This window comes from Pseudomonas sp. ICMP 3272 (assembly GCF_001466905.1).
Classification (GTDB): Bacteria; Pseudomonadota; Gammaproteobacteria; order Pseudomonadales; family Pseudomonadaceae; genus Aquipseudomonas; species Aquipseudomonas amygdali.
The window spans coordinates 85,273-97,922 of the sequence record NZ_LKEK01000046.1; the positions used below are offsets into that span (position 1 = coordinate 85,273).

The following is a 12,650-nucleotide window of genomic DNA, read 5'->3' on the forward strand; positions in this document are numbered from 1 at the left end:
AATGTTAACCACGAGGAGCGACAGTTCGCAGAACGGTCTGTGTACAGATATGCCCCATGTAAAAAATATGAGGGGTCGCTGTCATTGGTCCCAATGAAAAATTGTGTACGGTGTAGCCAGCAACTTTATAGTGACTTCTCCATGTATTGAAACCTCTTTGTGCGTGCACAAAATCTTGGGCCTCCACGCCACCGTAACAGCGTCCAAACTCGATACGCTGAGAAGCAAAGCCGGTAGCATCACTGACTACAACATGCTCAATTGAAGGTTCTGCTTTACCAAAACTCAGGTCAAGAATCGCCATGCCGCCTTCCAAGGGCGTGCCTTTGGTGTCGGTAAATCTCGCCTCAAAAACAGCCTCTTTATAAATCTGGGTGGCCAACCAGTCAGGATTGGTATACCCACTTGGAATCCTTATCACACCCGGCTCGTCAAGCAGTTCGTAGCTTTTTAGAACAGGGTAGGAACCAAATCTGACGGTGTATGGGAGAGTGCTCCCTACTAACGGGTTTCTTGGCGTGATTCTGACAATCACCTCTGCCTCGGGAGTCAGATTTGTAAAAACCTTGGTCTCAAGTGTCTGAGCAACCCACTCACCATTTTCGTAATACTCGGTCTTCCACTCGTTAGTTACCGGGTCACCAACAGGCGCATAGAGTAGTACATCTTGCCCACGATGCGACACAAAACCGTAGTAGTGAACAGGATATTTAACTGTCAACGCATCTGCTACCGAGTGCAGCTTATCCAGCATGACGGTGAATCTTGGCTCGGAAATTTCTTGAACAGCTTCAGCCAAAACGGTTTCGCTGGTTTCGTTAGTTGATGCAACGACCGGATCCTCACTACCTGTATTGGCGTGAGCGCCGGACGCCGATGCCAGTACCACGAAGATAGAAAACAAGCAAAAACCAACACATTTTTCCCCATAAATATTCATAGATACTCTCGCAGATTATGCAGAGGCAGGTTGCCACTGACAAAATCGACGTAATAGAGAGCCGAACACTTAGTCAACCATCATATTGAAATTAAGGAAATCTCCTACAAAAACAACCACCACCTACAGCCTGGGAAATATCCTACACGCTTATCAGGCAAAGTTTTGCAAAGGCCTGCCGTTAGATAGCTATCACTAACACCAAAGAGCGCCTAGCATGTATATCAACCCCTTGGCTTTTCCATTACAAAATCAACAGCGCACTCTCTTAGGCTCGCCACCCCTCAATTCATCTGCTGCTCTGCCGATCAATGTCCCTCTGGCACATGATAAACCGCGTGACCCGAACGCTGAATTCTATACAACCGAAGAGACACCTTGGTTTTCCAGCTACAAAAATTCGGCGGCAGGACGCGCTATTTTAGAGAACATGTCTGAAAAGGAAGCAAAAGATATCCGAGGCAAGTATCTGGAAAACTGCATTAAGGATTTTGACCAAACCATATGCCGTATGTACGACAATTTCCACGATTTCAAGCAGCAGCTTTTTTACCTCAATACTGAGCTGTCAAAAAAGCATTTCGGCTTCACGCTGGGCTTTAATCAGGACATTCAGGTGACCGACCCGGACGAGGTTCTCACCCCGACAGAGTTCACGTACCTGACCGAAAAGCTGAACGAACGTCAACAACTGAAAGAAGATCTGCGTGCGCACGCAAAAATCGTGATGACGCTACTCGACCATTACACGGAAAAATTCGGCGATCAGCACACGCTCAACCTTGAGAATTACAGCAAGGTCATCGACTACGGACAGATCTTCAGCCGCAACCATATTGGCAATTTCATGGACACGATTATTTACCAGATCGAGCGCTATGCGCCGAAGCGTGAGGAAGAACCAAAACCTCTGGTTGATGTACACGTTTGATGAATGCAAATACAGGCCGTTGATATTTCGCTCGGAATAACCAGTGACATGCGGTTGGTTCGTGACGCAGATCACACAAAGCCTGTGACCAGGAATTTTCCCACAGCTTTATCAGCCCAAGTATCCAGCCCATTCACCGATAACAAGAAAGATACAGTCATTCAGCAAGGAGCAGAAAATGTACATTAGCACTATTACTTCCGACTTTTTACTTCCTCCGTCGCGCCCCTTGACCCACCTTCAAACAAAACCCCTCCCACGATCGCCTGAGGATAAACCGGCACTGAGTAAAAAAGAAGAGTTTGCAAATGCTTTCTACACGCGTGAGGAAGAGCCGTGGCTGCAATTCACCTCCAACCATCCCGACGAGAAAGACCCGACTAAAAAAGTCATTCGCCCAATGACAAAAGAGCTTTATCTAGAGCACCTTAATGTGGATGCATTGCTCATGTCGGAATTACAATCCTGTTTCTACCAAGAGTTCAGAGCGGAGCTTATAGATTTGCGGCCCGACCTGACGGGTAAAAATTTCAGCTATACGATAGGCGATGATGCCGAGCTTAAAATAATAGACTTGGACGATAAGTTAGGCACCAATGAAATCAAGTATTTATCAGATGCCATCAACCAAAAAAACCATCTCAAGGATGCTGCGATCACGCATGCCAAAATCCTCATGACGCTGGCTGACCATGACACAGACACATTCAAAGGAACCTACAAACTGGACCTGCTAAATTTTCAAAACGTCATTGATCTTGGAAAAATAGCACTCAGCAAAAAAGATGACCCTAGTGAAATCTGGATAAGTCAGATCAAAGAAAAAGCAGAAAAAGATTCGACACACTTGATCGATACGAGGGCCTGACGGTCAGAAAACGCTCTGTAGCGCCTACGGCAGACAGAGCGTTTTTTTAAATCAGTTCCTTGACCAGTTGATCAGCCAGCGATTGCAAATCAGCCCCAAGTTGTACACATGAGGTTTATCCGCCAATTGTTCAGCGAGCCTATTATTAGCCCAATACTTTTTTGGCTCGTAGCGAGTACTCCAGGTTTCTCGCCCGTTTTCACTCAAGTGAGTGAAGTTATCAGCGAGCAAACCACCCTCGCAGCGTTTAAACGTTACCCGCTGCATTATTTTCCCCGAACTGTCCGAGGTGTATTGCCCGTTAGCCTGGTGATGTTTGATACTGAGCTCGAAATCAAAAACACCGCCCTCCAGCGGAAAAGCCTTGCTGTCGGTAAACGTAACCTCGAGCATTGCCTCTGTGAGCGCTTGAGTCGCCAGAAAAGCGGGTTTGGTGAAACCATAGGGAATCAACCTGAAGCCCTCTTCGTGGTGCAAGTCATAACGCATATGAGGAAACGAGCCAAACACCACGCTGTAATCAGTGGTATCAAACCTGGCACCGTCAGTCGCGATAATACGTATATTGACTTGTGAACCAGGATTGAGCCCTTCGATTCTCTGCGCCGATGAATGACGCTTGGGCTGCCACTCCCCGCCATCCACCTGATACTCCAACCTCCATTTCTGGTCGTAATCCGAATCTGGCGTTGTAATCAGCACATTCTGGCCGCGCGTAGCGGTGAAATTATACTGATGAACTGCGGAGGTATTCTCCAGAATATGACTGATCTGATGAATCTTGTCCGACAGCACCACAGGATTCGAATGGCTTGGGTTTTGTACAGCCTGTTCCTGCAACATTGGTTGTTGACTGACGACAGGAGCTCCTTCTACTTGTGCCATGGCGTGGTAAGACATTGCCAATAGCAATCCAGACACAAACGCACGTAATCACCTGTTTAATTCAAGATCAAGCGCTGGAAACAATTATCAGAAACGTCCTACAAATAACCGATAGGCTTTTATAAGTCCAGCGCCTGGATTTATAAAGACTGGTTTTCAGGCGCTTATCTATGACTGATTTTTTTTCAGTCAAATCCTGTGCTTAGACGAAAAAGCATACAAGCCATGCCAGCCCAGGCATCGCCTCAGCCAATCTCGAAAACCACCACACAATTCCCCCACATTCCCATCCAGCGTCTAAGCTTGGGTCAGGTGCGTTGACAGGATGACCGGACAATCGACTATGGGCGTATTTCGGCATTCCGATAGCAAGCATGAAGCGCTGTCAGCTGACCGCCAGGATGACCCACGCGCGCCAAAGCGTCCGCGTCGCAAGCGATACGGATGGCGGGTGTTTTGGGTGATTGTGGTGCTGGCCTGCATTGCGCTGGGTGTTGCAATAACCGTGGAGAGCCGCAGTTCAAGGCTGCAGGCGCGTGAGTTCAGCCGATTTGCCGCGAGCCTGAGTTATTCAATGCAGCCTGGGCCGAGCCATGACGTGGTGTATCCCGGTGACGGGCCGTTCGACAGGCGCCTGGGCTATTCGTCGCTGGATGAGTTCCTGCAGCGCCTGCTCAAGCGCGATTATGTGATTACTCGCCAGACCCGTTTCTCTCCAGAGCTGATGCGCTACGTTCAGCATGGCTTCTTCGTACCTTACGAGGAAAAAACCCAGGCTGGCCTGTCGATCACTGATTGCCGAAATGAACCGTTGTATGAGTTCAGATACCCGCAGCAGTTTTACCCGACCTTTACCGCTATTCCGCCACTGCTGGTGAACAGCCTGCTGTTTATCGAAAACCGCGACTTGCTGGACCCGCAGCAACCCTTGGCCAACCCGGCAGTGGACTGGCCACGCTTCGTGAAGGCTGCGTGGTCGCAAATGGCGAAGATGTTCGCCCTTCCCGGCCAGTCGGCCGGCGGCAGTACGCTGGCGACTCAACTGGAAAAATATCGCCACTCACCCGACGGGCTGACGCTGTCGGGTTCAGAGAAGTTGCGGCAGATGATTTCCGCCAGTGTTCGCGCCTATCAACCGGGCACCGAGACCCTCGCGGTACGCCAACGGGTGGTGCGTGATTACCTGAACAGCGTGCCGTTGTCCGCGGTGCCGGGGCACGGTGAAGTGCACGGGCTGGCCGAAGGGTTGCGGGTGTGGTTCGGTGCAGATTTTGCCAAAACCAATGAATTACTGGCCTCCAGCCCCACTGACAAACAACGGCTGGCCGATAAGGCACTGGCCCTGCGCGAAGTGCTGTCACTGGTCATTGCTCAGCGTCGTCCGTCGCATTATCTGGCCAAGGGTCGCCTGGAATTGGCGGACCTGACCGATAGCCACCTACGCCTGCTGGCCCAGGCCAATGTCATTGATCAACCGCTGGCCGATGCCGCATTGGCCGCCCAGGTTACCTACCGTGACTGGGCACAGCAGCCGACCATTCAGCCTATCGAAACCAACAAGGGCATCAGTGTCGCGCGCACTCGTCTGTCGAACCTGCTCAATCGCCCGCTTTACGATCTGGACCGTCTTGATCTATCGGCCACTAGCACCCTGCACGGCGAATTACAGCGCAGCGTCAGCCAATACCTGCGTGACCTGGCCAACCCTGAGTTCGCTGCGAAAACCGGTTTGATGGGAGAGCGGCTGCTGACCCCGGCCAGTACCACCCAGGTACGCTATAGCTTCACGTTGTTCGAACGCGGCGTGGATGGCTCGCGGGTCAGGGTGCAGACCGACAGCACCGATCAGCCCTTCGACATCAACGAAGGCAGCAAGCTGGAACTGGGCTCGACCGCAAAGATGCGCGTGCTGACCACTTACCTGGAGATCATCGCCGAGCTGCATGGGCGGTATGGGAACCTGAGTACCGCGCAACTGCGCAAAGTGCCTGTCGAAGAACCGGACCGGCTGACTCGCTGGGCAGTGGATTACCTGCTGATGAACAAGGACCGTGATCTGGCGAAAATGCTTTCGGCCGCACTGGACCGCACCTATTCGGCCAGCCCGGCAGAAGCGTTCTTCACCGGTGGCGGCATGCACCGTTTCAATAACTTCCGGCGTGAGGACAACGAGCGGATTCCCACCCTGCGCGAGTCGTTGCGTGAGTCGATCAACCTGCCGTTCATTCGTCTGATGCGCGATGTGGTGCGCTACAGCACATATCAGGCACCCAACAACAGTGCCGAGTTGCTCAAGGATGACGACAACCCGCGCCGTCAGGAATACCTCGCGCAGTTTGCCGACCGCGAGGGCACGGTGTTCCTGCTGCGCTTCTGGAAACGCTACAAGGAAAAGACCACTCAGGAACGCCTCGATACTTTTCTGGACGGTATCCATCCCACGGCCATTCGCCTGGCTGCCGTGCATCGCTACTTGCTGCCTGGGGCTGATCAAGCGACGTTCAACGCGTTCATCCGCGCGCATCTGGATGAGCCGAAAGCAACCTCGAAGCTGACCGACAAGCGTCTTGCCGACTTGTACAAGGGCTATGGGCCGGGCACTTACGACTTGCCCGATCAAGGCTACATCGCCCGCGTCCACCCGCTGGAGCTGTGGCTGGTGGGCTACCTGCTCAAACACCCTGAAGCACAATTCAAGGACGCCGTGGCCGCCAGTCGTTACGAGCGCCAGGAAGTCTACGGCTGGCTGTTCAAGAGTCGCCACAAAAGCGCTCGCGACAGCCGCGTAAGGACCATGATGGAGGTCGAAGCGTTTCTGGATATCGAACAGCGCTGGCAGCGCGTGGGCTATCCGTTCGACCATCTGGTGCCATCGCTGGCAACGGCTATCGGCAGCTCGGGTGATCGCCCGGCGGCGCTGGCCGAGCTGATCGGCATTATCCAGAACGATGGCATCCGTTTGCCGCCCGTGCGCATCGACAGTCTGCATTTTGCCGCTGATACACCTTACGACACCGAACTGACCATCAACCCGGAGCTGGGCCAGCGCGTGCTGCCATCAGAAGTTGCCGCGGCAATGCGCGAAGCCTTGTCGCAGGTAGTGGATGGCGGCACCGCCAAGCGTGTGCAAGGCACCTTCAAGATGCAGGACGGCAGCGTGCTGGCGATGGGCGGCAAGACTGGCACGGGTGATAACAGGATCGAGAGCATCGGCGCAGGCGGACGCATTCTCAGTTCCAGGGCGATCAATCGCACGGCGACCTTTGTGTTTTATATCGGCGACAACCACTTCGGCGCATTGACCGCGTTCGTGCCAGGGCGCGCCGCCGAAGGCTTTCGTTTTACTTCGGCGCTGCCGGTGCAGGTACTCAAAGGCATGGCTCCGATCCTGACCCCGTACCTGGAGAATCATGGGCAGGCGATGTGCAACGCCCCGCTTGCCGATCCGCCCAAGGGTGTTTGACCGGCAATGACCGCTCGTCTGCCAGCTCTGTGATTACAATAAGATATATCTTAAGGTATATCTAACTTGTAACCAGAGAGCAAAAACATGCGTGAAGATAAACACCCTCCCCACCACCGTCCGCCGCATCTTCGTGAACCAGGTGAAGATCGCGACGGCTTTGAAAAACGCCCGGGCCGTGAACGCGGTGGACGTGGCCCTCGGGTTTTCGCCCCTGGCGATCTGAAATTACTGCTGTTGGCGTTGATCGCCGAACAGCCCGCCCACGGCTATGACCTGATCCGCAAGATCGAAGGTCTGTTCGAAGGTGCGTACTGCCCCAGCCCCGGCGTTATCTACCCCACCCTGACGTTTCTTGAAGAAAGCGAAATGGTGGTCGGCGACGCCCAGGCTGGCAAGAAGCTCTACACCATCACCGATGCGGGTCGCCAATCCCTGAAAAATCAGGCCGTGGCGCTGGAAGGTGTGCGCATGCGCATAGATGTCAGCAAGCGGTCACTGCGCGGCCACGATCGTCCGCCGGAAATCCACGAAGCGGTGCACAACCTGCGCCACGCGCTGCAGATGCACCATGGCCGCTGGAGCCCGGAAGAGATTTTGCGCGTCAGCGAACTGCTCAACAGCACGGCCAAGGCTGTCGTCGATGGGCCTCAACCTGCCTCGGAGGAGTCGGCATGAATTCGCCCCAGTCAATCCATCGCGTCATGCATGAAATCAAGCGTCGCAAGCTGCAGGTGGTGCGGGTCACGGAACTGACACCCCTGATGCGGCGCATTACCTTGCAGGGGCCGGAGTTGGCGGGTTTCATCAGCCTGGGTACCGACGACCACGTCAAACTGTTCTTCCCGCAAACGGCAGAAGAGCAGGCCGCGCTGGAAAACCTGAACCCTGCCGGCGACAAGGACACGCCGCGCCCGCCGATGCGCGATTACACGCCGCGTCGCTACGACGAAGAAACCGGGGAACTGGATATCGATTTCGTTCTGCATGGCGAAGGCCCGGCGGCCACCTGGGCCGCGCAGGCAGCGCCCGGGCAATTCCTGCACATCGCCGGGCCAAAGGGGTCGATGGTGGTGCCGGACATGTTCGACAGCTACCTGCTGATCGGCGACGAAACAGCCATTCCGGCCATCGCCCGACGCCTTGAATCGCTGCCCGCCAATCGTGCTGCGCTGGTGGTGGTCGAAGTGGCCAGCCCGCAGGAACAGCAGGTGTTCGACAGTGCCGCACAGGTCGACGTGATCTGGATCGTACGCGGCGAACAGAGTCTGCTGGACGTCACGCGTCGTCTGGAGATGCCCGAGGGCAAGCTGTACGCCTGGGTCGCGACCGAATCCGCGCTGTCACGCAAGTTACGTCGTGTGCTGCTCGACGAGTTCGGCCTGGAAGAGGACTTCGTCAAGGCCGCCGGTTACTGGAAGCTGGACAGCACTGAAGAATGAGCAGGACCGGGCGACTCACCGCGTACGACGAGACGCCCGTTTATCAACTGCCAGCAGCACCAATGCGATCAGCACGAAACCGAGCAGCACGCCCAGCGCGTTGATGAATGCCGCCGGGAAACCGAGCGTGCCGACATCGATGAACGGGTACAGGTAATCACCGAACATGTGGCCACGCAGCAGGACATAGGCGAAGTAGACGATCGGATAGATCGCCCAGAGCACTACATGGCTCAGACGCAGCGTACCCTTGGGCACGTACAGCCACCAATAGAGCACGAACGCCAGCGGCATTATGTCGTGCAGCAGTTCGTCGGCCACCCACTGCCAGCCTTCCGGGTGCCACAAGTGGCGCAGCAGAATGTTGTAGGCGATGCCCACCAGCGCAATACTCACCGCAATGCCACCACACACCACCGGATGCCGGAAAAACCGGTGGCCTGCCGACTGCCGTGTTGTCAGCGCACAACTCAGGGCGACCGCTACCAGCGTATTGGTCAGTACGGTGAAAAAACTTGAAAAGCGCACCAGCCCACCCAGCAGACTGGCGTGATCGGCATAACGGCCAATCAGGATCAGGTAAAGCTGAATCACCAATCCCGACCAGCCGAGACAAGCGGCCACAAGGGCGTAATAGCGCTGTCCCTGCGCAGGTTGTGGATGTTCACTGAGCATCAATCGGTATCCTTGCGTGCCGGCGTCCCTGCCGGACTGTCTGGCGGGCCTGTTACCAGCCCTTGCTGCGATGCAATTTCACATACAGCGCTTCGACCTTTTCCCGCGCCCAGGGTGTCTTGCGCAGGAAGGTCAGGCTGGACTTGATGCTCGGATCGCTCTTGAAGCAGCGAATATCGATGCGTTCGGCGAGGCCGGACCATTCGTAATGTTCGACCAGCGCCCTGAGGATCTGCTCCAGCGTGACGCCGTGCAACGGGTCGGAATTGGGTGTTGTCATGATGAGCCTTGCAACGAAATAAGAAGAGACGAACCTGAACGGATCTCTGGAGTACGCAGGTGCTTCCCGAAAGTCTGCCATTGTAAGCGCCGCGCTTTCATAAAACACCGTCGACCTGCAGCACTGTTGCCGGCGTTGCAATGATCCATGTCAGGTTTTTCGCTTTTAGAAAAATCGTTAGCGCCCTATCATTGCCGGGTTAAGGATTGAAGATTCCCCCTTCTGCAGATGTTCCTTCGGACAAAAAGCCTATGCACGAATTCGGGCGGTAATGGTCTACGACTCAACGACCGCGCCAGCCGAACGTGCAGCCGCGCTCTGCCTGACGGTTTAATTCCACCGTCGGCGATTCGTCTCAACAAGCAGCTTCAAGGAATGGCGCCAGGGCAGGCGATGCTTAAAAAAAGATTTCAATTACTTACTTCTCGCGGAGATTCGCATTATGAGCACTGACGGTGCTTCAAATAGAAATCGCCTGTTGCCGACCCTGCTCGGGCTGGTGATCCTGTTGATGGGGCTGGCCTTGCTGGTCGGTGGTGCCCGACTGCTGCAACTGGATGGCTCGTTGTATTACCTGTTGGCCGGTATCGGCTTCGCCGTGACCGGCGTGTTGCTGATCACGGGTCGCGCGGCTGCGCTGGGCCTTTATGCACTGCTGCTGTTCGCGAGCACTGTATGGTCGTTGTGGGAAGTCGGTCTCGACTGGTGGCAATTGGTGCCACGCCTGGCGCTGTGGTTCGCACTGGGCATCGTCCTGCTGCTGCCGTGGTTCCGTAAGCCACTGCTGCGCAACGGTCCGGCACGCATGGGCACCGGTGCATTGAGCATCGCTGTGGTGCTGGCCGGCCTGACCGCGCTGGCGAGCCAGTTCACCAATCCGGGTCGTATCGAGGGCCAGCTGGACCGCGAGACGGCTGGCACGACCAACACCGCCCCAGCCATGCCTGACGGCGACTGGCAGTCCTACGGCCGCACCGCCTTCGGTGACCGTTACTCGCCGCTGGCGCAGATCACGCCGGAAAACGTCAACAAGCTGGAGCCGGCCTGGACCTATCGCACGGGTGACATTCCGGGGCCGAACGATCCGGGGGAAACGACTGCCGAGAACACCCCACTCAAGGTCAACGGCATGCTTTATGTGTGCACGCCGCACAGCCAGGTGATCGCGCTTGACCCGGATTCGGGCAAGGAAATCTGGCGCTTCGATCCGAAGCTCAGCACTCAGAACGCAGCCAACTTCAAGGGCTGGGCGCACATGACCTGCCGTGGCGTCACCTATCATGACGACGCTGCCTACGCCGCCAGCGCCCCGGCGCAAAGCCCGACGGTCCCGGCTGCTGACGGCACGGCCACTGCCAGTGCTGCCTGCCCGCGCAGAATCTTCCTGCCGACTGCCGACACCCGTCTGATCGCGCTGAACGCCGATACTGGCAAGATGTGTGAAGACTTCGGCAACAAGGGTTCGGTTGACCTGACCGCCAACATGGGCACCTTCGCTCCGGGCGGCTACTACTCCACGTCGCCACCCGCGGTCACCAAGGACCTGGTGATTATCGGTGGCCACGTCACTGACAACGTCTCCATGGACGAGCCGTCCGGCGTGATCCGCGCCTATGACGTGCACACCGGCCGTCTGGTGTGGAACTGGGACAGCGGCAATCCGGAAGAAACTGCACCGATTGCCGAAGGCAAGATCTACACCCGCAACTCGCCGAACATGTGGTCCATGTTCAGCGTCGATGAAAAGCTCGGCATGATCTACCTGCCGATGGGTAACCAGACCCCTGACCAGTGGGGCGGCGACCGTACGCCAGAGTCCGAGAAGTACAGCGCGGGCCTGGTTGCACTGGACATCGCTACCGGCCGCGTGCGCTGGGACTACCAGTTCACTCACCATGACCTGTGGGACATGGACGTGGGCGGTCAGCCGACGCTGCTGGACATGAAAACCGCTGACGGCGTCAAACCCGCAGTGCTGGCGTCGACCAAGCAGGGCAGCATCTACGTGCTGGATCGCAGCACCGGCAAACCGATCGTGCCGATCAATGAAGTGCCGGTCCCGCAAGGCGCTGTCGCGGGCGATCACACCTCGCCGACCCAGCCCAAGTCCGACCTGAACTTCATGCCGCCGCCGCTCAAGGAGCGCGACATGTGGGGCGTGACGCCGTTTGACCAGATGATGTGCCGGATCGACTTCAAGTCGCTGCGCTACGATGGTCCGTTCACACCACCTTCACTGCAGGGTTCGATCGTTTATCCGGGTAACTTCGGCGTGTTCGACTGGGGCGGTCTTTCCGTCGACCCGGTGCGTCAGATCGCCTTCGTCAATCCTAACTACATGGCTTTCCGTTCGAAGCTGGTACCGTCTGCCGAAGTTGAAGGCGGCCCGGGTCGCAAGAGCGAAACCGAAGGCGTACAGCCGAACAAGGGCGCGCCTTATGGTGTGATCCTGGAAGCACTGCTGTCGCCGATGGGCCTGCCTTGCCAGGCACCCGCGTGGGGTTACGTGGCAGCAGTCGACCTGACCAACCACAAGACCATCTGGATGCACAAGAACGGTACCGTGCGCGACAGCTCGCCGATCCCGCTCCCGCTGACCATGGGCGTTCCAAGCCTGGGTGGTACGTTCACCACCGCCAGCGGCCTGGCGTTCATGAGCGCTACGCTTGACCAGTACCTGCGTGCTTATGACGTGCGTAACGGCAAGCAGTTGTGGGAAGCCCGCCTGCCCGCAGGTGCGCAAACCACCCCGATGACCTACACCGGCAAGGACGGTCAGCAATACGTGCTGGTCGTTGCGGGCGGTCACGGCTCACTGGGCACCAAACAGGGTGACTACGTGATGGCGTTCAAACTGCCGAAGTGATGCGTTATTGAGGTAAATGGAAAGCGGCTATCGAGGTAGCCGCTTTTTTTATTGCTACTGAAACCTTGTCTCGGCTGCATTTGCTACCGGACAAGGCTGTAGATCTATGACGCGGAGCGTCACGAAGTGCATGCCAACGCGGAGCATTGGCACGATGGTGCTCTGACGATTATCGTTCCGCACGCTCCAGCGTGGGAATGCCGTTCTGGGCGCTCTGCGTCCTCTCTTGAATAGGTGGTGCGGCGCAGATCTGTGACGCGGAGCGTCACGAACTGCATGCCAACGCGGAGCATTGGCACG

10 protein-coding genes are annotated in these 12,650 nt (G+C 56.2%); 6 read left to right on the top strand and 4 right to left on the bottom strand.

What is annotated here, in order from left to right; translation table 11 throughout:
* Positions 1–4: 4 nt before the first annotated feature.
* Positions 5–754 carry a hypothetical protein gene (locus tag AO068_RS11065; RefSeq protein WP_058408383.1) on the bottom strand — a complete coding sequence of 250 codons (750 nt, stop codon included), beginning with the start codon at positions 752–754 and terminating at the stop codon, positions 5–7.
* 403 nt (positions 755–1,157) lie between these two features.
* Here AO068_RS11065 and AO068_RS29235 point away from each other — a divergent pair, with 403 nt between their 5' ends.
* The gene (locus tag AO068_RS29235; RefSeq protein ID WP_058408376.1) at positions 1,158–1,871 is read left to right on the top strand and encodes a hypothetical protein; all 714 of its coding nucleotides are present in this window, start codon (positions 1,158–1,160) and stop codon (positions 1,869–1,871) included.
* Positions 1,872–2,049: 178 nt separating this feature from the next.
* Positions 2,050–2,739 (top strand): hypothetical protein, encoded by a 690-nt coding sequence (locus AO068_RS11075; RefSeq protein WP_058408377.1) that lies wholly within the window; start codon positions 2,050–2,052, stop codon positions 2,737–2,739.
* A gap of 51 nt (positions 2,740–2,790) precedes the next feature.
* Here the strand turns inward: AO068_RS11075 and AO068_RS11080 are convergent, their stop codons facing one another.
* Complete coding sequence (locus tag AO068_RS11080; RefSeq protein WP_058408378.1) at positions 2,791–3,639, bottom strand: hypothetical protein; 849 nt, start codon at positions 3,637–3,639, stop codon at positions 2,791–2,793.
* Between the two features lie 328 nt (positions 3,640–3,967).
* Here AO068_RS11080 and AO068_RS11085 point away from each other — a divergent pair, with 328 nt between their 5' ends.
* The 3 genes from AO068_RS11085 (at position 3,968) to AO068_RS11095 (ending at position 8,529) form a co-directional block, all read left to right on the top strand.
* Positions 3,968–7,087 (top strand): transglycosylase domain-containing protein, encoded by a 3,120-nt coding sequence (locus AO068_RS11085; protein ID WP_058408379.1) that lies wholly within the window; start codon positions 3,968–3,970, stop codon positions 7,085–7,087.
* Positions 7,088–7,174: 87 nt separating this feature from the next.
* Positions 7,175–7,765, top strand: a complete 591-nt coding sequence (locus tag AO068_RS11090) for a PadR family transcriptional regulator (protein WP_058408380.1) — start codon at positions 7,175–7,177, stop codon at positions 7,763–7,765.
* Positions 7,762–8,529, top strand: coding sequence for a siderophore-interacting protein (locus AO068_RS11095; RefSeq protein ID WP_058408381.1), 768 nt, complete (start codon positions 7,762–7,764; stop codon positions 8,527–8,529). The genes AO068_RS11090 and AO068_RS11095 overlap by 4 nt, the downstream gene beginning before the upstream one ends.
* 15 nt (positions 8,530–8,544) lie before the next feature.
* On the opposite strand, the gene AO068_RS11100 is transcribed toward AO068_RS11095, so the two are convergent.
* Together AO068_RS11100 and AO068_RS11105 are read right to left on the bottom strand one after the other, a co-directional pair.
* The gene (locus tag AO068_RS11100) at positions 8,545–9,204 is read right to left on the bottom strand and encodes a Pr6Pr family membrane protein (RefSeq protein ID WP_003363659.1); all 660 of its coding nucleotides are present in this window, start codon (positions 9,202–9,204) and stop codon (positions 8,545–8,547) included.
* A 52-nt stretch (positions 9,205–9,256) separates the two neighbouring features.
* Positions 9,257–9,484, bottom strand: a complete 228-nt coding sequence (locus AO068_RS11105) for a VF530 family DNA-binding protein (RefSeq protein WP_003363662.1) — start codon at positions 9,482–9,484, stop codon at positions 9,257–9,259.
* Between the two features lie 442 nt (positions 9,485–9,926).
* Between AO068_RS11105 and AO068_RS11110 the strand changes: the two genes are divergently transcribed.
* Positions 9,927–12,350 carry a glucose/quinate/shikimate family membrane-bound PQQ-dependent dehydrogenase gene (locus AO068_RS11110; RefSeq protein ID WP_058408382.1) on the top strand — a complete coding sequence of 808 codons (2,424 nt, stop codon included), beginning with the start codon at positions 9,927–9,929 and terminating at the stop codon, positions 12,348–12,350.
* The last annotated feature ends 300 nt before the right edge of the window (positions 12,351–12,650 follow it).